The 20,923-nt window shown below is 45.7% G+C and carries 21 protein-coding genes; 8 read left to right on the top strand and 13 right to left on the bottom strand.

What is annotated here, in order from left to right:
* Window positions 1–24 precede the first annotated feature (24 nt).
* Window positions 25–1,191: a porin gene (locus SPEA_RS03595; protein ID WP_012153945.1), complete on the top strand. Its 1,167-nt coding sequence runs from the start codon at window positions 25–27 to the stop codon at window positions 1,189–1,191.
* Window positions 1,192–1,231: 40 nt separating this feature from the next.
* Here the strand turns inward: SPEA_RS03595 and SPEA_RS03600 are convergent.
* The 4 genes from SPEA_RS03600 to SPEA_RS03620 form a co-directional block, all read right to left on the bottom strand.
* Window positions 1,232–2,460 (bottom strand): IS3-like element ISSpe3 family transposase gene (locus SPEA_RS03600; protein ID WP_086024290.1). Its coding sequence is split into 2 segments (ribosomal slippage): window positions 1,232–2,109 and window positions 2,109–2,460, totalling 1,230 coding nucleotides; the frame shifts between segments, so codons are not numbered across the junction.
* 141 nt (window positions 2,461–2,601) lie between these two features.
* A complete protein-coding gene (locus SPEA_RS03610) occupies window positions 2,602–3,312 on the bottom strand; it encodes an oxidative stress defense protein (protein WP_012153946.1) in 711 nt (236 codons plus the stop codon).
* 143 nt (window positions 3,313–3,455) lie between these two features.
* Window positions 3,456–4,100 carry a 5,6-dimethylbenzimidazole synthase gene (bluB, locus tag SPEA_RS03615; RefSeq protein ID WP_012153947.1) on the bottom strand — a complete coding sequence of 215 codons (645 nt, stop codon included), beginning with the start codon at window positions 4,098–4,100 and terminating at the stop codon, window positions 3,456–3,458.
* Between the two features lie 98 nt (window positions 4,101–4,198).
* Window positions 4,199–5,515, bottom strand: a complete 1,317-nt coding sequence (locus tag SPEA_RS03620) for an anaerobic C4-dicarboxylate transporter (protein ID WP_012153948.1) — start codon at window positions 5,513–5,515, stop codon at window positions 4,199–4,201.
* Between the two features lie 351 nt (window positions 5,516–5,866).
* On the opposite strand from SPEA_RS03620, the gene mpl reads away from it, so the two are divergent.
* The 5 genes from mpl (at window position 5,867) to SPEA_RS03645 (ending at window position 10,297) form a co-directional block, all read left to right on the top strand.
* Window positions 5,867–7,252, top strand: a complete 1,386-nt coding sequence (mpl, locus tag SPEA_RS03625; protein ID WP_012153949.1) for a UDP-N-acetylmuramate:L-alanyl-gamma-D-glutamyl-meso-diaminopimelate ligase — start codon at window positions 5,867–5,869, stop codon at window positions 7,250–7,252.
* Between the two features lie 6 nt (window positions 7,253–7,258).
* The gene (locus SPEA_RS03630) at window positions 7,259–7,912 is read left to right on the top strand and encodes a flavin prenyltransferase UbiX (protein ID WP_012153950.1); all 654 of its coding nucleotides are present in this window, start codon (window positions 7,259–7,261) and stop codon (window positions 7,910–7,912) included.
* A gap of 7 nt (window positions 7,913–7,919) precedes the next feature.
* On the top strand, window positions 7,920–8,453 hold the full coding sequence (hpt, locus tag SPEA_RS03635) for a hypoxanthine phosphoribosyltransferase (protein WP_012153951.1): 534 nt from the start codon (window positions 7,920–7,922) through the stop codon (window positions 8,451–8,453).
* 126 nt (window positions 8,454–8,579) lie between these two features.
* Window positions 8,580–9,524: an ABC transporter ATP-binding protein gene (locus tag SPEA_RS03640; RefSeq protein ID WP_012153952.1), complete on the top strand. Its 945-nt coding sequence runs from the start codon at window positions 8,580–8,582 to the stop codon at window positions 9,522–9,524.
* A 2-nt stretch (window positions 9,525–9,526) separates the two neighbouring features.
* The gene (locus SPEA_RS03645; RefSeq protein ID WP_223296600.1) at window positions 9,527–10,297 is read left to right on the top strand and encodes an ABC transporter permease; all 771 of its coding nucleotides are present in this window, start codon (window positions 9,527–9,529) and stop codon (window positions 10,295–10,297) included.
* A 71-nt stretch (window positions 10,298–10,368) separates the two neighbouring features.
* Here SPEA_RS03645 and SPEA_RS03650 read toward each other — a convergent pair whose 3' ends face one another.
* The 9 genes from SPEA_RS03650 to sfsA form a co-directional block, all read right to left on the bottom strand.
* On the bottom strand, window positions 10,369–10,704 hold the full coding sequence (locus tag SPEA_RS03650; protein ID WP_012153954.1) for a DUF4144 family protein: 336 nt from the start codon (window positions 10,702–10,704) through the stop codon (window positions 10,369–10,371).
* Window positions 10,705–10,788: 84 nt separating this feature from the next.
* Window positions 10,789–11,295, bottom strand: a complete 507-nt coding sequence (locus SPEA_RS03655; RefSeq protein ID WP_012153955.1) for a hypothetical protein — start codon at window positions 11,293–11,295, stop codon at window positions 10,789–10,791.
* 349 nt (window positions 11,296–11,644) lie between these two features.
* Window positions 11,645–12,496 (bottom strand): pantoate--beta-alanine ligase, encoded by an 852-nt coding sequence (gene panC / locus SPEA_RS03660; RefSeq protein WP_012153956.1) that lies wholly within the window; start codon window positions 12,494–12,496, stop codon window positions 11,645–11,647.
* A 71-nt stretch (window positions 12,497–12,567) separates the two neighbouring features.
* A complete protein-coding gene (panB, locus tag SPEA_RS03665; RefSeq protein ID WP_012153957.1) occupies window positions 12,568–13,362 on the bottom strand; it encodes a 3-methyl-2-oxobutanoate hydroxymethyltransferase in 795 nt (264 codons plus the stop codon).
* A 133-nt stretch (window positions 13,363–13,495) separates the two neighbouring features.
* The gene (gene folK, locus SPEA_RS03670; protein ID WP_012153958.1) at window positions 13,496–13,990 is read right to left on the bottom strand and encodes a 2-amino-4-hydroxy-6-hydroxymethyldihydropteridine diphosphokinase; all 495 of its coding nucleotides are present in this window, start codon (window positions 13,988–13,990) and stop codon (window positions 13,496–13,498) included.
* Window positions 13,990–15,294, bottom strand: a complete 1,305-nt coding sequence (gene pcnB / locus SPEA_RS03675; RefSeq protein ID WP_012153959.1) for a polynucleotide adenylyltransferase PcnB — start codon at window positions 15,292–15,294, stop codon at window positions 13,990–13,992. The genes folK and pcnB overlap by 1 nt, the downstream gene beginning before the upstream one ends.
* A 179-nt stretch (window positions 15,295–15,473) precedes the next feature.
* The gene (gene gluQRS / locus SPEA_RS03680; protein ID WP_012153960.1) at window positions 15,474–16,352 is read right to left on the bottom strand and encodes a tRNA glutamyl-Q(34) synthetase GluQRS; all 879 of its coding nucleotides are present in this window, start codon (window positions 16,350–16,352) and stop codon (window positions 15,474–15,476) included.
* Window positions 16,353–16,410: 58 nt separating this feature from the next.
* On the bottom strand, window positions 16,411–16,854 hold the full coding sequence (dksA, locus tag SPEA_RS03685) for an RNA polymerase-binding protein DksA (RefSeq protein WP_012153961.1): 444 nt from the start codon (window positions 16,852–16,854) through the stop codon (window positions 16,411–16,413).
* Window positions 16,855–17,012: 158 nt separating this feature from the next.
* Window positions 17,013–17,717: a DNA/RNA nuclease SfsA gene (sfsA, locus tag SPEA_RS03690; protein WP_012153962.1), complete on the bottom strand. Its 705-nt coding sequence runs from the start codon at window positions 17,715–17,717 to the stop codon at window positions 17,013–17,015.
* A 536-nt stretch (window positions 17,718–18,253) separates the two neighbouring features.
* Here sfsA and pepB point away from each other — a divergent pair.
* Both pepB and SPEA_RS03700 read left to right on the top strand, forming a co-directional pair.
* A complete protein-coding gene (pepB, locus tag SPEA_RS03695) occupies window positions 18,254–19,531 on the top strand; it encodes an aminopeptidase PepB (RefSeq protein ID WP_012153963.1) in 1,278 nt (425 codons plus the stop codon).
* Between the two features lie 222 nt (window positions 19,532–19,753).
* The gene (locus SPEA_RS03700; RefSeq protein WP_012153964.1) at window positions 19,754–20,680 is read left to right on the top strand and encodes a winged helix-turn-helix domain-containing protein; all 927 of its coding nucleotides are present in this window, start codon (window positions 19,754–19,756) and stop codon (window positions 20,678–20,680) included.
* Window positions 20,681–20,923 lie beyond the last annotated feature (243 nt).

Below are 20,923 nucleotides of genomic sequence, written 5' to 3' on the forward strand. Positions count from 1 at the left end.
TTGATAACTAAGGTTGGAAATCCCATGAAAAAAGCGCTAGCAATATTACCCTTTACCGCATTGGCCTTTGTGCCAACTTGTTCAGCTGTAGATGTTTTTAAAGATGATAAGAATGTATTCCAGATAGGGGGGTATATTGATGCTCGTGTCATCGATACCCAAGGCGTGACCGAAGTGGTTAACGGTAGTTCACGGATTAATTTCGCCTTTACTCGTGATATGTCGAATGATTGGACAACCTATGCAAAGTTGGAGTGGGGCGTCAATCCATTCGGTAATAGCACTATTGCGTATAGCAGTGAGAGTAACTTCGAAACTAAAAGTGGCGACTTTCTAAATAATCGTCTTGGTTATGTGGGTCTGAGCCATGATGCATACGGCTCTATTACTATAGGTAAGCAGTGGGGGGCCTGGTACGATGTGGTGTATAACACCAACTATGGCTTCGTTTGGGATGGTAATGCATCGGGAACTTACACCTATAACAAATCGGATGGTGCCATCAATGGTGTTGGTCGTGGTGACAAGGTCATCCAATACCGTAATGGCTTCGGTGACTTTAGCATGGCGATTCAGATGCAGCTTAAAAATAGTGTCTCTGATATCGAAGATGATGGCTCGAATAGTCCTAACCGATTGGTGATGACTGAGTATGACAATACCTACGGCATAGGCTTGACCTATGAGGCAACCGAGATGCTAACCCTGACCGCTGGCGGTAACTTTGGTGAGCCTGAGGGGACAACGGCTTCTGGAGTGGTGATTTCTGAAACCGATTATATCTATGGCGTGGGAGCCAGTTGGGGCAACTGGGATAGCTACGGGTTTTATGTCGCGGCAAACGTAAACGCCAATGAGTTTCACGATACCGATAACATAGGCCGCTTCTTGCAAGAGGCGATCGGCTTAGAGTCTATCGCATCGTATCTGTTCGATAATAACGTGAAAATTTTGGCGTCTTACAATATCTTAGAGGCGGGAGATAAGTACGAAGCTGCTCATCCCGGAGATGTGTTTAAGCGACAATTTGCCTTTGCTGGTGTGCATTATATTTGGGATAACAGCGTTATCTTCTATCTAGAAGGGCGGGTAGACTTTAGTGACTTCTCTAGCTCAACTCCAGGTCTTGAGGCAAGGCAAGCACTGACTGAAGACGACGGTATTGCAGTCGGAGTGCGTTATACCCTGTAAGATGTGTTTGTCTAGTCCTAAAATAGGTTGACGGTTTTTATTAAGCCAGTTGGAACTCCCGACTGGCTTTTTTATGTACTTCATTAGGGGTTTTCATCCCTAAACTAAGATGCGGCCTTAAATGGTTATAAGTCTCTATCGACTCTTTGATTAACATATCGAGCTCCTTCATCGTACGGCAGCGATAAAGCAAAAACTCGTGCTTCAAAATCCCATTAACCCGCTCTGCAAGTGCATTTTGGTAGCAGTCATATCCATCTGTCATGGACGGAGTAATACCATTTGCCGCTAACGTCTCCTGGTACTCAGCTGAGCAGTACTGCATCCCTCTATCTGAGTGGTGAATGGCATCGCCTGTTGTCTGACGATTCTTTATCGTCATATTCAATGCTTTGACCACGTCACAAGCTTTCATTTCATGGCTTAACTCATATCCCATTATCTTTCTTGAGTACGCATCTGTTACCAGAGACAAATAGTGCGTCCCCTCATCTGATTTCACGTAGGTGATATCGCTAACGAGCACCTCTTCAACACGCTTGACCGCTCTGTCTTTTAGTAAGTTGGGATACTTTCTTAGCCAGTGATGGCTATTGGTCGTTTTAGTGTAATTTTTTCTGGGTTTTACCAGCATATTTTGTTGCTTCAAATACTGAAATAACCCATCTCTACCGAGCTTTATCCCTTGTTCTATCAGTTGTGGCTTGATGAGCTGGTAGAGCTTGCGCGTCCCCACTCTAGGCATAAACTGGCGCCAATACATGACCATCTTCATCACAGGTTTAAGCGTTTCAGCTTTTGCCGTTCTGCGTTGTTTCCATTGATAAATTGCTTGTCTAGATAAGTTGAACTGCCGACTCGCTGTGGCTAACTTTATGGTGCCTTTTACTTTGGCGAACCAGAGCGTTCGGCTAAGTACTTTTTTTCTAAATCGATGCCGTATTCGTTTTTAAGCAACTCGACCATATCGCCATAAATCATGTTTTTCATTTCTAGATTAGAGACTTGCTTCTCCAATCGCTTAATTTTCTGGGCTGGCGTTTCTTTAGATTTAGACATAGGAGAGTGCTCAATAGGCTGGGACCAGTCTAATCTACCATGCTTTCGTAACCATGTAAGGACGGTACTTCTTCCTTGGATACCATAGTGGTCTTGAGCTTGCTTATAGGTCAGCTCGCCTTTTTCTACTTGGCTGACGACGGCTAATTTAAAGCCTAATGTGTAATCACGCTGAGTACGTTTATTGCTGATAGAACCTGAAGGTTTCATAGATAAGTCTCCAATGTGTCAACTTATCTCAGGACGGGACAGTTCACCAATTTAAAAGGCCTACCGTGAGGTAAGCCTTTTTGTTTGGTCGATTTTTAGCGACTACTTTAGTCGGTTATTTTAAGCGGCTATTATAAATGATTATTTTAGACGATAAGTCACTTCGACTCTGTCTTGAATCGTAACCTTGCCTTGTTGATAGCTTGGAGCCGCATCGAAGCTTTTTGCTTCTGAATTCATTCTTAACATCACTGGCTGAATTGGACGCTGCTCAAAATAGCTGATCTCCCATACGCCATCGAGTTTCTCACCAAAGCCTTCGGCCAGCATCTTGGCTTTTTGCTGGGCATCTTTAATCGCCGCCATTCTAGCTTGCTCAACATACTCAGTCTCTTTGCTCGATTTGAGGGCGATATTATTGATGCGGTTGATCCCTTGCTCTAGCGCTGAATCGAGAATGTTATTGAGCTTGGCAAGATCCATGACTGTAACTGTAATACGGCGGTTAGCGCTATAACCGATAAGTTGATTTGGCTTGTCTTTTTGATAATGGTATTGCGGTTGAAGGTTGATATTGGCGCTTTGAATAAGGGCTTTATCGATCCCAGCCTTTTCAAGACGGGCTAAAAAGTTAGCCACAGCTTTATCAGACTCACGTTTAGCGTCTTGGGCCGTTTTAGCTTTAATCACCACTTCAACATTCACCTCTGCCATGTCGGCTGTTACGGTGAGTTGGCTAGTGCCTATTGTGTTTAAGTGTGGAAAATCGACATCTGCGGCTTGAGCCGTGCCAACCATACTCGTTGAAGCGATAAGGCCTGAGATAAGGGCTGCGATAATTGATGATTTCATAATGACTCCAAAAAGTGTAATTCGGTATGCTTTCTCGTTTCTCTTGTTAGCTATAAACGTAGTCATTTTTGAAAAGGGTTATTTTTTATTTTATTTTTTTGCAGTCGCTCGAGTCTATTAAATAACGCAAGCGACATATAAGCTTATTTAAAGCCTTCGTTAAATATCACCTCGGCTTTGCTTCTTTGCTTTTCCCACCCGGCGGTTTTTAACTCAGGTTCATCGAGAAAATCTGCGACATAGCCGATGCAAAGGTAACCAATTAACTCGGCATTCAGAGGGGCGTTAAGTGCTTGTTTGACGGCATCTGGGTCGACGATGCTGACCCAACCCACACCAACATTGAGTGAGCGCGCCATAAGCCAAATATTTTGAATGGCGCAGACGACGCTAAACCTGCCCATATCAGGCATGCTAGTTTGCCCAAGCACCGGGGTAGATTGGCTCTGGTAAAAAACCGCAAGGTTAACAGGCGCTTCTAATATGCCCTCGAGTTTGAGCTGCTTGTATTGGGCATTTTTATCTCCTGTAAACTGTGCACGGCCAGCTGCGTTGGCCTTTACAAAAGATTGGTGCACCTGTTGTTTGGTCGCTTCTTCGCGGATCACCACAAATTTCCAGGGCTGGGAGTAGCCAACAGATGGCGCATTCAATGCTGCATCAATGAGCTTATCAATAATGTCATCATCGACAGGCTTAGATAGGAAGCGATTACCTCTTATATCTCGTCTAAGACGAATAATTTCAGCGAGTAACTGGCTGTCATTGTCAGAAAATTGGTGGCTCATAGGACTCTCACAAGTAAATAAGCTAATGAAAAGGCGCCACGATGGGCGCCTAGAGCTTAACTGCAATTTGCTATTAAAGCAGCTAGCTTATGCTGAAACTAGTTAATCATCATAGATATGGAGTAACCAATGACAGTTGCCGTTATCACACCGATAAAGCCTGGCATAATAAAGCTGTGGTTCACTATGTACTTACCAATATGTGTGGTGCCGGTTCTATCGAAGCTGATGGCAGCCAAGTCACTTGGGTAGAACGGGAAGAAGAAGTAGGCGTAACAAGCTGGCAAGACACCGATAAGTACCGGAGCAGGGATCCCTAACGAGAAGCCGAGGGGCAACATGATGGTTAAAGTGGCCGCCTGACTCTTTAAGAATACCGAGGCGGTAAACATCGCGATGGCAAATGACCAAGGATGAGCGTGGACGACATCGCTAACCGATTCGATTAAATAAGACTTGTGATGGCCAATAATGGTGTCGCTAAGCCATGCGATACCAAAGATGATGATCACCGCCGTCATGCCGGCAATGAATACATTACTGTGAACGATCTTCTTAGGATCAATCTTGGTTGCGAGTAGAATCACAGCGCCCACAGATAGCATCATAAACTGAATCGCTACCGACATTTTCACGCCTTCAGGTAGTAATTGGTCGCTGAACATAGCGAGTGCAATCACTGACAATATACCCAATAGGAAGATACTTAAGCCTTTCTTGGCGGTGCTGTCGTTTTGATTCGAATCGCTCGATTCAACTTCGCTATCGAGCAGGCTATTTCTAAACTCTTCATCTTGCATGCGAGCCTGAAATTCAGGGTCTTTATCGAGATCTTTACCACGATTAAGGCTCCAAGCCGCAGCGACTAACACACCGATTAATGTCGATGGAATAGTCACCAGAAGCACGTCCACTAGGCTGATATCTAAGTTGTTTTCCATCGAGGTCGCAATCACTACCGCCGCTGCAGCAGCGATTGGGCTGGCGGTAATCCCCATTTGTGAGGCGATAGTCGCGACGGCTAAAGGACGCTCAGGACGAATACCTTTCTTATAGGCGACATCATAGATAACAGGTAATAGTGGATAAACAGAATGGCCCGTGCCGACCAATACCGTTAATGAATAGGTGCAAAGTGGGCCTAGAAATACAATTTGATTCGGGTGTTTACGCAGTAGTTTTTCGGCGTAACGTACCAGTAGTTTCAAACCGCCAGTGGCTTCAAGAGTAGCCGATGCTGCAACCACAGCCAGAATAATCAACATCACGTTGATAGGTGGTGTGCCAGGTGCTATGCCAAATACGAAGGCTAATACCGATACGCCCAGACCACCAAGCAAGCCAAAGGCCACACCACCGTGGCGGATCCCCACAAATATAACAGTTAATAACAGCAGCATATGTATGAAAAACATAGCGGGTTCCTTTAAGAAGATAAGCGCAATAACCTTTAGCCGATAGACATCCGACTCAAGGGCTAGCCATAGGTAATAGCTTTTAAAATGCTGTTATACAGTATGTAATCGAATGCTTAAATAGTCGCTGTCTAGCAAGGTGATAGGGCGCGTTTATTTGTCAAAATTTTAGTGAGAAGTGTGAACTGAAACGCAGTGAAAAAATGGTGCGATAGCGGGAGTTAACGAAAAGGAACTTAGCTCAATTAGCCCCGATACAGACAGGAGCAATTTTAAACTTATAGTTAACTGACAAAACTCGTTGCAATTGGTTAGAATGAGGCAGATTTTTCATTCTTCAGAGTGGCAGGCATGCACGTACATATTTTAGGAATTTGTGGCACTTTCATGGGTGGCTTAGCCTTATTAGCTAGAGCAGAAGGGCACAAGGTCACAGGCAGCGATGCCAATGTTTATCCTCCGATGAGCACGCAACTCGAAGAGCAAGGGATTGAGCTTATTCAGGGCTTCGATCCATCACAACTCGGAAGCAGTGAGGATGATGCGCCAGATCTTGTGGTAATTGGCAATGCCATGAGCCGTGGCAATCCTTGTGTCGAGGCGGTATTGAACCGCGGCCTTAAATACACCTCTGGGCCACAGTTTCTTGCCGAGCATATCTTGCCTCAGCGCTGGGTATTGGCAGTAGCGGGCACCCACGGCAAGACATCGACATCGAGTATGTTGGCGTGGATCTTAGAAGATTGCGGCTATGAGCCAGGCTTTTTGATTGGCGGCGTGCCACAAAACTTCGGTGTGTCTGCTCGCTTAGGTGGCTCGCCTTTCTTTGTAGTGGAAGCCGACGAGTATGACAGCGCGTTTTTCGATAAGCGTTCTAAGTTTGTGCACTACCAGCCACGCACCTTAGTGATTAATAACTTAGAGTTTGATCATGCGGATATTTTTGATGATTTAAAGGCGATTCAGCGTCAGTTTAACCATGTCATACGTACCGTGCCGGGTGAGGGTAAGATTATCTGGCCTGCGGATGCTAATAGTGTGCAACAAGTTATCGATATGGGCTGCTGGAGTGAGCAAGAGCAGTATCACTTGAGTGGCAACTCACAGGGCTGGTATGCGGTTAACTTGACTGAAGACGGTCATAAATTTGAGGTGTTCTTCGATGGTGAGTCGCAAGGCATTTTGGACTGGCAGTTAATCGGTCAGCACAATATTGAAAATGCGGTGATGGCTATTGCTGCAGCAAGGCATGTGGGGGTTAAACCAGAGGCGGCAATTGCCGCCTTAACCCAGTTTGCACCACCAAAGCGCAGAATGGAGCTACTAGATACAGTCAATGGTATCGAAGTCTATGATGACTTTGCTCATCACCCGACAGCCATTACCACTTCGCTCAATGGCATGCGAGCCCGTGTTGGGAGCGGCAAGATCACTGTGATTTTAGAGCCGCGCTCTAACACCATGAAGAGCGGAGTACATAAAGATACTCTAGCTAACTCACTGAGCTTGGCGAGCAATGCATACTTGTATCAAGCGGGTAATATCGATTGGGATATTAGCGCTGCGATGAGCTGCGCCTCGATCCCGGTTGAGGTCTTATATGATATTGATGAGATTGTTGAGCGGGTATCTGCCCAAGCTAATAGCACAGATACTATTATTGTTATGAGTAATGGTGGCTTTGGTGGGTTACATCAAAAGCTGCTTGCTAAGCTTCGTCATCAAACAGGTAAATAAATAGCCATGAGTGGGACATATCGTAAAGCAGACAAATCGATTAGTTTAGCCTGGACCGGCGCATCAGGCGCTCCCTATGGCTTAAGGCTGCTTGAAATTTTATTGAAAAGTAATTATCAGGTTTTCTTGATGATCTCTTCCGCCGCACGAGTGGTTTTGGCTACTGAGCAAGGGCTGCAATTAAGCGCAAATGGCGAAAAAGCCAAGGCGCAGTTACTGGCGCAATTTGGCGAAGTCGCTGGCGAGCTTGTTGTACTGGGCAAAGATGAGTGGTTTTCACCGCCCGCTTCGGGCTCTGCCGCACCTAAGCAGATGGTCATCTGCCCCTGCAGTACAGGCACTTTAGCGGCAGTTGCCACAGGTATGAGTAATAATTTACTCGAAAGAGCCGCCGATGTAGTAATAAAAGAGCGCGGCCAGTTAATCTTGGTTCCGCGAGAAACTCCTTTTAGTGCCATACACTTAGAGCACATGTTGTCGCTTTCTAGGCTAGGCGCAACCATCATGCCTGCGGCACCAGGCTTTTATCATAATCCCAAATCGGTTGAAGATCTGGTAGACTTCATGGTCGCTCGAATTCTTGACCATTTGGGCGTTAACCATGCACTAACGAATCGTTGGGGTTATGACAAGCATAACGTTAGCGACATCGACTACTGAGAGTTTTATGAAACACACCACTGAAGTGATGATCACTGCTGAAGAGATCGATCAAAAATTGGATATTTTGGCTGAGCAGATTAATGCACATTATGCCGATAGCGACCGCCTGTTGATGGTAGGTTTACTGAAAGGTTCTGTTGTTTTTATGGCAGATCTTTGTAGACGTATTAAAGGTCATGTTGAGATCGACTTTATGTCGGTATCAAGCTATGGCAACGAAATGAGCAGCAGCCGCGACGTAAAAATTCTTAAAGACGTGCAGTCTGAAATTCAGGGTCGTGATGTGTTGATCGTTGAAGATCTTATCGATTCAGGCAATACCTTAAACAAGGTACGCGATATGCTATTGCTACGAGAGCCAAAGAGTTTGGCGCTTTGTACGCTATTAGATAAGCCTGAACGCCGTGAAGTTGACGTACCAGTCGATTTTATTGGCTTTACTATCCCTGACGAGTTCATCGTGGGCTATGGTATCGACTATGCGGAGCAGTATCGTAACCTGCCGTATATCGCTAAAGTTGTACCGTTAGAAGACTAAACTAGAAGTTACGTTACGGCGCGATTACATAGGTAAAGTTACCTGAGTTGATTGGCACCTAACCTAATACAATGACTCCCGCAATCGCGGGAGTTTTTATATATTTTCAAATGGATTGGAATAACCATGGAAAATTCACAAGCAGCCCTCGTTATTGACTCCCTAAAAAAAACCTATAAAGGCGGAGTCGAAGCAGTAAAGGGGATTAGCTTAACCGTTAATAAAGGTGATTTCTTTGCACTTTTAGGCCCAAACGGAGCAGGCAAATCGACCACCATTGGCGTGATTAGCTCACTGGTACAAAAGACTTCAGGCACCGTTTCTGTATTCGAACATGATATCGATAAAGAGCTTGAGCTGGCGAAGCTGTGTATTGGATTGGTGCCGCAGGAGTTCAATTTCAATCAATTTGAAACCGTACTGCAAATTGTGGTTAATCAGGCTGGCTACTACGGCGTTAAGCGCGATGTGGCGATGGCTAGAGCGGAGAAATACTTAAGTCAGTTAGATTTGTGGGAAAAGCGCAATAGCGCCGCTCGCGAGCTATCAGGCGGTATGAAGCGTCGTTTGATGATTGCCCGTGCCTTGATGCATGAACCTAAGCTACTTATTCTGGATGAGCCTACCGCAGGCGTCGATATTGAGCTGCGCCGTTCTATGTGGACTTTTCTGACCGAGCTTAACGCTGAGGGGGTGACGATTATTCTCACCACTCACTATTTAGAAGAAGCAGAAATGTTGTGCCGTAATATCGGCATCATAGACAAAGGTGTGCTGGTGGAGTGCACCAGTATGAAGTCCTTATTGAGCCGTTTGAATATGGAAACCTTCGTTCTTGACTTAAAAGACGATTTAACTCAAATACCTGAGCTTGTTGGGGTGCAAACTCGTTTGCTCGATAGTCATACATTAGAAGTTGATGTGGCTAAAGAACAGGGCCTAAACAGCGTATTTGTACAGCTTAATGATCAAGGTATTCAAGTCTTGTCTATGCGTAATAAAGCCAACCGTCTTGAAGAACTGTTTGTTGAGTTAGTCGAGAAGGGCAAGAATAGCGGAGATGTGAAATGAACATGAAAGCGCTGTATTTCACAGCTTTTAAAAGTATCTTAACCAAAGAGATCAACCGTTTTACCCGTATCTGGGTGCAAACTCTAGTGCCGCCAGCAATCAGTATGACATTGTACTTTTTGATTTTCGGTAACTTGGTGGGTAAGCGTATCGGTGATATGGGCGGCGTCTCTTATATGGAGTTTATCGCCCCTGGTTTGATCATGATGGCAGTGATCACTAGCTCATATTCTAACGTGGTGTCATCGTTCTTCAGTGCTAAGTTTCAGCGTAACCTTGAAGAGTTGATCGTTGCGCCAGTGCCTCATTATGTCATTATTGCAGGCTACGTGGGTGGTGGTGTCGCCCGTGGTTTATGCGTTGGTACTATCGTTACCTTAGTGGCCATGTTCTTTGTCGACATTAGCATTCATCATTTAGGACTAGTGGCGGTAACCGTATTGTTGACGGCTATTTTGTTCTCTCTTGGTGGCTTAATCAATGCGGTGTTTGCCAAGAGCTACGATGATATCAGTATCGTCCCCACGTTTGTGTTAACCCCCTTGACCTATTTGGGCGGGGTATTTTACTCGCTGTCTTTATTGCCTGATTTTTGGCAAGGTGTGTCGGCACTAAACCCAATAGTGTACATGATTAACGTGTTTCGCTATGGTTTCTTAGGCTATGCAGATATGAGTGTGCCGTTATCCATCGGCATCATGGTGGCTTTCTGCGCCGCTCTTTGGAGTGTCGCCTACTACCTGATCTCTCGTGGTATCGGCTTGAGAAGTTAGGCTATATATAGCCCCCATCTAGACCGAAAAAAGCCAGCAGTTTAACTGCTGGCTTTTTTGCTTTAATGAGCTTATGAAGACTCTTGTTCGATAAAGGCTACTATTTCAAAAAGCTGGGCAATATTGTTCGCGGTCAATTTACTGGTGCAGCAGTGTCCTGCTTGGCTTGCGTGTAAACGCACCCAGTCTATTAGTGTAGCAATAGGCAGTTGTGGCGAGCATAGGCTTAGCAAGGTGTCAGATTTAATGTGATAACTGCTGCCGTCAGTGTCGATAATAAACACGTTATCGAGCAGGCCAAGCAAACTAACTTGCTCGCTAAACTCTTCAATGGAATCTAGATAGATAAGCTCATCTTGCAGGGGCTGTTTAAGAAAAATAGGCCAAGTAAGTGAGTGGATATTCAAAAGCAGCTCGCCTCCTTGAGTAAGCTTGCAGACGTAATCGTGTGAGACGGCTGTGCTATCAATGTAGCAGTCGGGTCTGGAGGCTTAGTATATCTCAGCCGTCTCTTTTTCTATCTGCTGTTTTCTAACATTGAGTAACTCAATGGTACCTGAGTTAACCTTTACAAGCTGGTCAAAGTGCTGATTCATCTCTTTGATAGATTCCTGGTATTCAGGATCGCTAGGGGCTTTTTTCTGCCAATAGCGGTCGCGATCCAGTTTTTGCAGTTCACTGGCTCTGAGTATTTCGTAATAACTATTTTCTTGGCGCAGTCGATACACTTCGCTATCTAGCAGCTGTAATAAACGCTTCTTTGAGATGGTTTTTTTGTTGAGCAGAGCTTGTAGCGGATCTTGGGTTTTAATGCGTTTATCGGAATCGGTTTCTGTGGTGATCCCTAGTTGGTATTCAATTTTATGCTGGCGAAATTCTGCAGGGCATGACTGTTGACTAAAGACAATTTTGTCGTCTTTTATGCACTTGAAAATACTGCTTGCCTGCGCAGAACCCGCAATAGCGAGGCATAGAAAAGTGGAAATAACTTTCGCCATCCGGCTAACTATCCTTATTGACCGTTTAGTTGATAAAAATGCTTAGCTGATAACAGCAAGATTGCATCGAGCAATAATCATTCGTTGTTGTTATTTAACAATAATGCTCAATATTTAACAATAATGCGTACTATGGCTTAAGTTGACGCAGAACACCAGTTTTTGACACTAAATAATTGCACTTTGAAAGTGTTGATAACTCATATATATAGGCGAGAAACAAGCTAGTTAATCTGCAGGTTTTAATCATTGGCAGGGCAATAAAAAACGGCTCAAAACTGTATTTTGAACCGTTCAATTCTTGCAGGCAAAATTGTCTTAAAATTGCTTTGTTGTAACAAACTTAATATTAGTAGGCTAACTTGACCACTAAATTATCAATTAGTCGTGTCGAGCCCATGTAAGCGGCGACTAAAATGACCAAGTCTTTATCTGCAGCCGTTGCGATGGCAAAAGTATTGGCGTTTCTCACATCGAGATAATCGTTTCTAAAGCCGACATGCACGAGTTCTGCTTGTGCCTTGGCGACCACATCCTTAATCAGTAAGCCCGCTTTAAGCGACAGGGCCATATTATTTAAGGTGCGTTTTATCTGCGAAGCCTGATCTTTTTGTTCAGTCGTTAGGTAGCCGTTACGAGAACTCATGGCAAGGCCTGAGGTTTCACGTATCGTCTCGATGCCGACAATCTCAATTGGCATAGATAAGTCTTCTACCATGGTGCGGATCACTAATAACTGCTGAAAGTCTTTTTGGCCAAATACTGCAATGTCAGGCTGTACTATGTTGAACAGCTTGCAAACTATGGTCGCCACGCCTCTGAAGTGACCCGGGCGACTGGCGCCACAGAGTTCATCGGAAATGCTTGGCACCTCAACAAAGGTCTGCGCATCCATACCTTTTGGGTAGATGATATCCGGCGTTGGGGTGAACAGTAACTCGGCGCCAGCTTCGATGAGCGCTGCTTGATCATCGGCTAAGGTTCTTGGGTAGGCGTCGAGATCTTCGTTTTGGCCAAACTGCATTGGATTAACAAAAATAGAAGCCACCACGTGATCGGCACGTGTCTTTGCTTCTTTAACTAAGGTGATATGCCCTAAGTGCAAGTTACCCATAGTTGGGACAAAGGCAACTGTTTCGCCCTTTAGTCGCCATGCAGTTACTTGTTTGCGGATATCAGAAATAGATTGAGTGGTGATCATGGTTTTACTGCTCTGGTACTCAATTTAAACAATGGCTCTCAACCCATAGGCTGAGAGCGAATGATTAGAAATTAATTAAAGGTGTGCTCGCTACCAGGGAAGATCCCTTGGGCGACTTCATCAATATAGGCACGAACGGCGGCGCGAATTTCACCCGTCTGCTTGAGATAGTTTTTAGAGAAACGCGGAATATAACCGCTAGAGATCCCAAGTACATCGTGCATGACTAAGATTTGGCCGTCGGTGTCTTTACCCGCGCCAATACCGATAACTGGAATAGTCAGGGCGTCGGTAATCGCTTTGGCTAATGGTGCCGGTATGCATTCAACCACTAACAGTTGAGCTCCCGCCGCCTCTAGAGCCTTGGCTTCGTCAAGAATGCGCTGAGCATTGTCGGCATCTCGCCCTTGCACTTTAAAGCCGCCAAAAACGTGTACAGACTGAGGCGTTAAGCCTAAGTGTGCGCAGACTGGAATGCCGCGCTCAGTTAGCATGGCTACGCTCTCGAGTAGCCATTTACCACCTTCAACTTTAACCATGTTTGCACCTGCTTGCATCAGCGTGGTGGCATTGATCATGGTTTGCTCTGGTGTCGCATAACTCATAAATGGCATGTCGGCGATTAGCAGAGCACGCTCGATACCACGACGAACGCAACGTGTGTGGTAGGCAATTTCCTCGACAGTCACTGGCAGGGTATCGCTATGTCCTTGCAGTACCATCCCCATAGAATCACCGACGAGTAACACGTCAATACCTTCGCTATCGAACGCGCCGGCAAAGCTGGCGTCATAGGCCGTTAATGCGGTGAACTTCTTACCTTCTTGCTTGAAGGTGCGTAGTGTAGAACTTGTAATTTTGGACATAATGGTAACTTTCTAACCCAATTTGTGAAGTAGTTATAGGCCAACATGGGCTCACTTCAATGATCTCGGTGTTAAACCCTTATATAACAGATGCGAAATATACTAACAGAAAATCGCAACGGCTGAATGTCACTTATTCAGCCGTCGGAGCTTGAGCTAACACAAGCTCGGCTCTCAAGGACTCGTTGAGTAAACTTGAAAGTGGAGTATTGTCCGGCAAGATAAGCTCAGGTGCAATATCGGCAAGCGGTACCAATACGAAACTGCGCTCACGCATGCCATAATGGGGCACGGTTAAGCGAGGGGTATCGATAAGCTGATTGTCATAAAGCAATAGGTCTAAATCGAGCGTTCTCGGTCCCCAGCGTAGTTCTCTCACGCGGCCTTGCTGGTTTTCAATACTCTGCAAGGCATCGAGTAGCGCAATGGGTGCGAGCATGGTCTGAAAGCCTGCGACTGCATTAACGTAGTCTGGCTGCTCGACATCACCCATAGGGACTGAGCGATAATAGGAAGAAACGCTGAAGGAATCTGCATGCGCCAAGCTCAACAATGCCTCACAGGCATTATTGAGCTGGCTAATTGGGTCCGCTAAGTTAGCGCCCAAAGCGACATAGACTTGCGCCATTATTCAGCAGATTTAGGTGCCGATTTAGCGCTTGGCTTACGGCGGCGACGTTGGTTAGAGCTGCGGTTACGACTACCTTTATTGGTAGAGCGAGAAATCACATTACGTTGATCTTCATTGCCTTCAACAAAGCTCTTCCACCAAGCAGCACTCTTAGCTAAAGCACCACCTTCTGCATGGGCTCGTAGCAATAACAGATCGTATGCGGCTCTAAACTTAGGATGTTCGATAAATCTAAAGGCCTTAGTGCCTCTGTTTCGCTCGAACCTAAGTTGTAGCTGCCAAATATCTTTAGTGATAGTGCTAAAGCGGCGCGGAACGCTAATGGTTCGGCATTGCTGCTCCATGACATCACCCATGGCGGCATTATAAGCGTCGTAAGAGCTTAGGCCACTTTCCAGTGCGATATCGTCTGCGCGCTGGCTCAATGGGTACCAAAGTAATGCTGCATAGAAGAAGGCTGGTGTAACCGGCTTATCTTGCGCTACGCGCTCATCGGTATTTGCCATCATCTCTTGTAATAACTTAGCCGTTTCACCGTTTGGATATTCTTTTAACAGTGCTTCAAGCTGAGGGAATAGTGGCTCAAATAGACCAAATTCTCGCATCATATGGTAGTTTTCAAGCGCTTTTCCTGCGAAAAACAGCTTCAATACTTCTTCATACATACGCGCGGCAGGAATATCTTTAAGCAGGTGTGCTAGGCCTTGAATTGGCTCTGCGGCCTTAGGTTCAATGCTCATCCCCAGCTTAGTTGCGAAACGCACTGCACGAAGCATACGCACAGGGTCTTCACGGTAGCGAGTCTCTGGGTCACCAATCAAGCGGATAGTGCGCGATTCTAAATCTTGTAGTCCACCGCCATAGCTGTGAATAGAGAAGTCACTAATATCGTAATATAGCGCGTTGACGGTAAAGTCACGACGTTCAGCGTCTTCATCTATGCTGCCGTAGACATTGTCACGCAGCAGGCGACCCGATTCATTGGTCTTAGAGATCTTTTCGCCGCTATCGACGTGGTGTCCACGCAGGGTCGCAACTTCGATCACATCGCGTCCAAAAACGATATGAGCGAGACGAAAACGACGGCCTACGAGGCGGCAGTTACGGAACAGTCGCTTAATCTCTTCGGGCGTTGCATTGGTCACGACATCGAAATCTTTCGGTTGTAAACCCAATAAGATATCGCGCACACCGCCACCGACTAGGTAGGCTTTAAAGCCTGACTTATGTAGTCTATAGAGTACTTTGATCGCATTTTCACTGATCTGTCTGCGAGAAATAGCGTGCGCATTTCTAGGCACGACCTCTAAACTAAGACCTGTCTGTGTGTGCTCTTCAGCTTTTGGACTATCTTCAAAAAGCTGTTTACAGAATTGGCTAATACGGCGAAAAATGGGACACCTCTGATTTGGATCTTAATTTGGTTAAAACAAGTGGGCTATGATAACTCAATTAAAGCTTAATGAGTATACGATTGAGCTCACGTATCAAGGAGTATTTCCGATTGTTTAGGTACCTTTGAGAGATCAAATTGACTCACGGCTTGTTCAATCATCTTACTGACCTGAGACTCTGCTGTCACAGGCTGTTGACCTAGGAAGACTAAAGCGGCATTAATACTGGCTTGTGGGTACAGATTATCAATTGCTGGTGCATGGTTTTGCTTAGATAACTTTCTACCTTTTTCGGCACAGGCTAACGGCAGATGTAACCACTGTGGTGTAGGCGCTTTTAGGATCTGATACAAGCTTTCTTGACGACACGTTGGTTCAAGTAGATCGCACCCTCTGACGACTTCGGTAATTTGCTGGAAAATATCATCCAGTACTACCGCCAGCTGATAAGCATATAAGCCATCGCTGCGCTTGATGATAAAGTCCTCTGCTGCGAATGCGCTATCAACAGACACATGTCCCATATGTTGATCGACAAAATGCTCGACCGCAAATGGATTGCGGACTCGAATAGCCCCTTGGTTGAGTGGCTGTAATAACTGACCGCAACGGCCATCGTAACTGCCGCCCATGGCTTGGATCTGCTTGCGCGTACATTGACAATAATAGGCTTGATTATCTTGCAGTAATTGCTCAATTCTAGCTTGATATACGTCGAGTCGTTGGCTCTGATAGAGCACAGACTCATCCCACTCTAAGCCGTAGGCTTCAAGGGTTTTCAAAATGGCACTGCTGGCGCCAGCAATTTCACGTGGCGGATCGATATCTTCGATACGAACCAACCATTTGCCGCCCAAAGAGCGGGCACGCAAAAAACTGCCGAGGGCAGCAATCAATGAACCAAAATGAAGAGGACCAGATGGGGAAGGCGCAAAGCGGCCTATATAGGGAGTCGTATTAACCATTTATAGCAGTCGTAAAACAAAAGAGCGGAGCCATAAGCTCCGCACCTTAAGATGGCATTTAGCCTGCCATCTGCTTTTCTTTGATCTCAGCTAACGTTTTACAATCGATACACTGATCGGCTGTTGGACGTGCTTCTAATCGACGAATACCGATTTCGATACCACAAGATTCACAGAAGCCAAAATCGTCTTCTTCAATCTTTTGCATTGTCTTTTCGATTTTCTTAATTAGCTTACGCTCTCTATCACGAGCACGTAATTCTAAGCTGAACTCTTCTTCCTGAGCTGCACGATCGACTGGATCTGGGAAATTAGCAGCTTCGTCTTGCATGTGATTCAGAGTGCGATCAACTTCTTCGCGCAATTGGTTACGCCAAGCTCCAAGAATCGTCTTGAAGTGACCCAACTGAGCCTCGTTCATGTACTCCTCACCTGGTTTTTCCTGGTAAGGATCTACACCTGCGATAGCGAGCACGCCAAGTTTTCTAGTGCCTTCTGGCATAACGCATCTCCTGTTAATCATTTGCGTTGTAGGGCGTCTTTAATAACGGCCGCTATCTATACCAGAAAGCTTTATACTAGGCAAATAATTTGTGTTAATCGGGGTCTATTCTTTGACTATGTCCGCTATTACGAACAATTTCAACCCTATCTTCTGATTTAAAGCCTAACCGGACAGGATTTGACCAGACTTGCTCCCAAAGGCGATGAGTCGGTGCTATAGGCTATTATCTCGACACCTTTGTGATAGGCTTTACTGAGTAATTCGGCATATTCGGCATCGATATGCGTCGCAGCTTGGACACTTTTTATGCCCGAATGCTGAACAACAAATAGCAATACGGCACGTTGTCCTTGCTCCACCATTTCCATGAGTTCGCGTAGATGTTTTTGCCCTCGCGCGGTCACGGCGTCAGGGAAGTAGCCTTGACCCTCTTCTAATAAAGTACAACTTTTGACTTCTATATAGCAGTTAGGCTTTTTTGTATCTTCAAGCAAGATATCGATGCGGCTGTTTTCACTGCCGTATTTCACTTCTCGGCGCAGAGAATGATAGCCCTGTAGCTCAGTAATGACGCCTGCGTGAATTGCCTCTTCAGCCAGTGCATTGGCGCGGCCAGTATTGATGCCAATGATGTGGCCTTCTGGGGTTTGGGCTAACTCCCAGGTTCGGCTGTATTTACGCTTTGGATTATCAGAGGTTGAGAACCAGACTTTTTCACCGGGAAATAAGCAGTTCTTCATCGAGCCCGTATTGGGGCAATGAATCGTGACCTGCTCACCATTATCTAAGGTGATATCAGTTAAAAAACGTTTATAGCGTTGGACTAATACGCCAGTTTCGAAAGCGGGACTAAATTCCATTGAGTCATGAGCTGTTAATTAGTTTGTTGTAGGTTAACAAAATTCTACCCAGCTGTGGGGCTGCTGGCTGCTATTTATACCAATCAGTATAAAGATTTGGTCGCTCAGCGAGAGTTTAGCGGTTCTGAGGCAAGGCAACGAGTGAAGAGCATAGTTATTCTACGTTCAAGCTTGTTAACGCAGTATCAGAGCCGCTAAAACTCGCCATTCTGGAGCGTTTTTGGCTGCCTACTTCTTCGTTGAACAACTTCACAAGGGAGTAACCATTCTTTCAGTTATTCGCCTTGAATTAGTTTGCCAAAAAACGCTCTGAGTAGATCAACTTCTTATACTGATTGGTATTAGCAGATAAAACATTGGCTAAAGGCCTGTCTCAAAATACTGCCACTATTATAGCTTTGCAGTTTTGGCGCTAGCCTTTAGATATGGGCAGGGATCCAGTAGACTGCTTGCACTAAAAATAGGCTGGTTGTGGGTAATAGCGGCTGTAAAGCGACTGTTATTGGCAACATCGATTTATATAATAAGGACCTAGCATGACGGATTTTATGAAAGTGACTCTAACTCACGAACCTGCTGCAGCTCACTGGGGCAGAGCAGATGTGACCTTTCAAGGGGAGTTCGCCTCTATTCATATGACAGCGGGAGATGCCTTGCTGCATGTACAGCAAGCGGCGCGCAAGTTAGAGCTACAAGGAGTGACTAAGGTCGCCCTAACTGGTGAGCTGTGGACTTTAGATCTACAGTGGGCTTTTGCCCAAGGTTTTGCCACAGCGCTGACCACCCCGATGATTGAGTGGACTGGTGATGATGCAACTCAGGCGTTGTTAGCTAGTCGTCTAGAAAGCGCAACATTTGCCCGTCACCTGATTAATGAAACCCCTGAAAACCTATCTCCAGTGGCGCTAGCGACTCAAGCGGCTAAATGGCTTAGCGATATCGGCGGTGACAAGGTGAGCTATCGTATTATCGAAGGCGAAGCACTATTAGAAGAGAAATGGATAGGTATTCACGCTGTAGGCCGTGGTAGTGAGCGACCACCTGCGCTGCTTGAGTTAGACTTTAATCCATTAGCTAGCGACGCCGATGTCTCTGTTGCCCTAGTGGGTAAAGGGATCACCTTTGACTCTGGCGGCTATAGCATCAAAGGCTCTGAAGGCATGCTTGGTATGAAATGTGACATGGGCGGCGCGGCCACAGTTACGGCAGCTCTTGGCCTTGCGATGAAATCAGGCCTAAACAAGCGTGTGAAACTGTTCTTATGCTGCGCCGAAAACCTCATTAGTGGCCATGCCTATAAGCTGGGTGACATTCTTAAATATAAAAATGGCGTCACGGTTGAAGTGGTCAATACCGATGCCGAAGGTCGCTTGGTACTAGCCGATGGTTTACAAGCTGCCTCAGAAACGGGCGCACCAGTGATCATCGATGCGGCGACCCTAACGGGCGCCGCGGTTATGGCGGTAGGCACTAACTACAACGCTATTTTCTCGCCTAAGCCTGAGATGCTAGCGTTAGCTCAGCAAAAAGCATTGGCTGTGGGTGAGCGTGTTTGGCCGTTACCACTGGATCCATGGCATAAAGATAACTGCCCAAGTGCCTATGCCGATACGGCAAACAGTCGCCCGATGAAAGGTGGTGGAGCCGGTGGAGCATCGAACGCAGCCGGCTTCCTATGGCGTTTTGTCGCCCCAGAAGCTAACTGGTTACATATTGATTTAGCCTCTGCGTTTTCTGACTCGGGTGACAATCTATGGTCAGCAGGCGCGACGACCCACGGCGTATTGACTATTGCCGGTCTTTTAGAGGGCTAATAACTAGTACTAAAGGCTGATATTGATGCTTAGTAAAAGCTAATGTATTGGCTGATATTTAAATTTGATCAAGCAGGCCAATATCGCCTCAGTCAGTCTTAGTAATGAGCCTCGCAATAGCGAGGCTTTTTATTGGCACATTTATGTTGATTAGTATTACTCAAAGGTGATTTTTAATGCATTATAGATGCATGTTTCTTGCGTAAACAAAGGCTTCTTCAGATGCTGCTAAGTTTTAGTGAATTCTCCATAGATAGTGAAACATTAGAACTGAACGTAGATGGGCATTGTCTCGCTATCGATGAGCGAAATATGACTCTGTTGGCCATGTTGGCAGAGCGCTACCCAGATTATTGTACTAAGCAGGAGTGCTTAGCGCTCATCTGGCAGGAGACCATCGTCTCAGATATGTCATTATCTAAGTTGGTGTCAGATACCCGTAAACTTTTCTGTAAGGCGGGTTATCAGGGGCCCCTTATCCAGACCGTTCATGGTCGCGGCTACCGTCTAGAGCATCAACTTGGTAAACAGCTTCTTGCCCAAGCGGATAAAAATGATGATGTTATTGAACCGATAAAGATGCAAGCACCTGAACAAGTCATTGATAGTTGCCAAGACAAGAAAGCACCCCAACAACTCGTTAGTCAGCCTTCAGGTTGGGAGCTCCTAGCTAAGGCATTAATCGCATTGCTGCTGATATTAGGGCTTTTTTTTCAGTTCTGGCAGGGGGGAGTCTCAAGTTCAGATCCTATGAGGCAATTGGCCTACAGTGAACCTCATAATGCCGTCGGTCGCGTATTGTGGGTCGATGATCACCCCGAAAATAATTTAGTCGAAAAAGCCTATTTAGAGCAGAAGAACATAGGTGTCTATAACACGGTAACCTCGGAAGAGGCCTTGATGTTGCTCTCCATGTATCACTATCAAGCCGTGATCTCCGATATGGGGCGCCATGGAGATTCATTGGCAGGGCTGAAGTTATTACAGGCAATTCGGGCTAAGGGGAATAAGACGCCGTTTTACCTCTATACCTATGTGGAGTCACCGGGGCTCGTAGATGCCGTTTATGAGAGCGGTGGTCAAGCCGTTGTGATCGACTCTGAGTCTCTTTATCAATTACTGCTAAGCCATTTTGAAGCCGAAAATTAGTCAAACTATTCAAGTTCAAAATGTTTCAAACAATTTCAAACCTTCTCTATGGGTAATTGTACCCGCCTGTGATACCAATAGGTTTAACAGTTAATCAACGCTTTGGTTATCTCTTTAGTTAGAACTGGAGTCGCTAGTTTATCGTGGCTCCAGCTATTTTCTACTCGAAATTCAATCTGCTGTTCAGTGAGCAGCTCAATCAGTTCTTCGATTAGCCACCAAGAGAGGTGGCCTTTTTTTAGC

This window comes from Shewanella pealeana ATCC 700345 (assembly GCF_000018285.1).
Taxonomy (GTDB): Bacteria; Pseudomonadota; Gammaproteobacteria; order Enterobacterales; family Shewanellaceae; genus Shewanella; species Shewanella pealeana.

What these genes read in the sequence shown, in the direction of transcription:
- SPEA_RS03595 (WP_012153945.1), top strand. Translation starts at nt 25, where the DNA reads ATGAAAAAAGCGCTAGCAATATTACCCTTTACCGCATTGGCCTTTGTG.
- SPEA_RS03610 (WP_012153946.1), bottom strand. Translation starts at nt 3,312, where the DNA reads ATGAAATCATCAATTATCGCAGCCCTTATCTCAGGCCTTATCGCTTCA.
- bluB (WP_012153947.1), bottom strand. Translation starts at nt 4,100, where the DNA reads ATGAGCCACCAATTTTCTGACAATGACAGCCAGTTACTCGCTGAAATT.
- SPEA_RS03620 (WP_012153948.1), bottom strand. Translation starts at nt 5,515, where the DNA reads ATGTTTTTCATACATATGCTGCTGTTATTAACTGTTATATTTGTGGGG.
- mpl (WP_012153949.1), top strand. Translation starts at nt 5,867, where the DNA reads ATGCACGTACATATTTTAGGAATTTGTGGCACTTTCATGGGTGGCTTA.
- SPEA_RS03630 (WP_012153950.1), top strand. Translation starts at nt 7,259, where the DNA reads ATGAGTGGGACATATCGTAAAGCAGACAAATCGATTAGTTTAGCCTGG.
- hpt (WP_012153951.1), top strand. Translation starts at nt 7,920, where the DNA reads ATGAAACACACCACTGAAGTGATGATCACTGCTGAAGAGATCGATCAA.
- SPEA_RS03640 (WP_012153952.1), top strand. Translation starts at nt 8,580, where the DNA reads ATGGAAAATTCACAAGCAGCCCTCGTTATTGACTCCCTAAAAAAAACC.
- SPEA_RS03645 (WP_223296600.1), top strand. Translation starts at nt 9,527, where the DNA reads ATGAAAGCGCTGTATTTCACAGCTTTTAAAAGTATCTTAACCAAAGAG.
- SPEA_RS03655 (WP_012153955.1), bottom strand. Translation starts at nt 11,295, where the DNA reads ATGGCGAAAGTTATTTCCACTTTTCTATGCCTCGCTATTGCGGGTTCT.
- panC (WP_012153956.1), bottom strand. Translation starts at nt 12,496, where the DNA reads ATGATCACCACTCAATCTATTTCTGATATCCGCAAACAAGTAACTGCA.
- panB (WP_012153957.1), bottom strand. Translation starts at nt 13,362, where the DNA reads ATGTCCAAAATTACAAGTTCTACACTACGCACCTTCAAGCAAGAAGGT.
- folK (WP_012153958.1), bottom strand. Translation starts at nt 13,990, where the DNA reads ATGGCGCAAGTCTATGTCGCTTTGGGCGCTAACTTAGCGGACCCAATT.
- gluQRS (WP_012153960.1), bottom strand. Translation starts at nt 16,352, where the DNA reads ATGGTTAATACGACTCCCTATATAGGCCGCTTTGCGCCTTCCCCATCT.
- dksA (WP_012153961.1), bottom strand. Translation starts at nt 16,854, where the DNA reads ATGCCAGAAGGCACTAGAAAACTTGGCGTGCTCGCTATCGCAGGTGTA.
- sfsA (WP_012153962.1), bottom strand. Translation starts at nt 17,717, where the DNA reads ATGGAATTTAGTCCCGCTTTCGAAACTGGCGTATTAGTCCAACGCTAT.
- pepB (WP_012153963.1), top strand. Translation starts at nt 18,254, where the DNA reads ATGACGGATTTTATGAAAGTGACTCTAACTCACGAACCTGCTGCAGCT.
- SPEA_RS03700 (WP_012153964.1), top strand. Translation starts at nt 19,754, where the DNA reads ATGCTGCTAAGTTTTAGTGAATTCTCCATAGATAGTGAAACATTAGAA.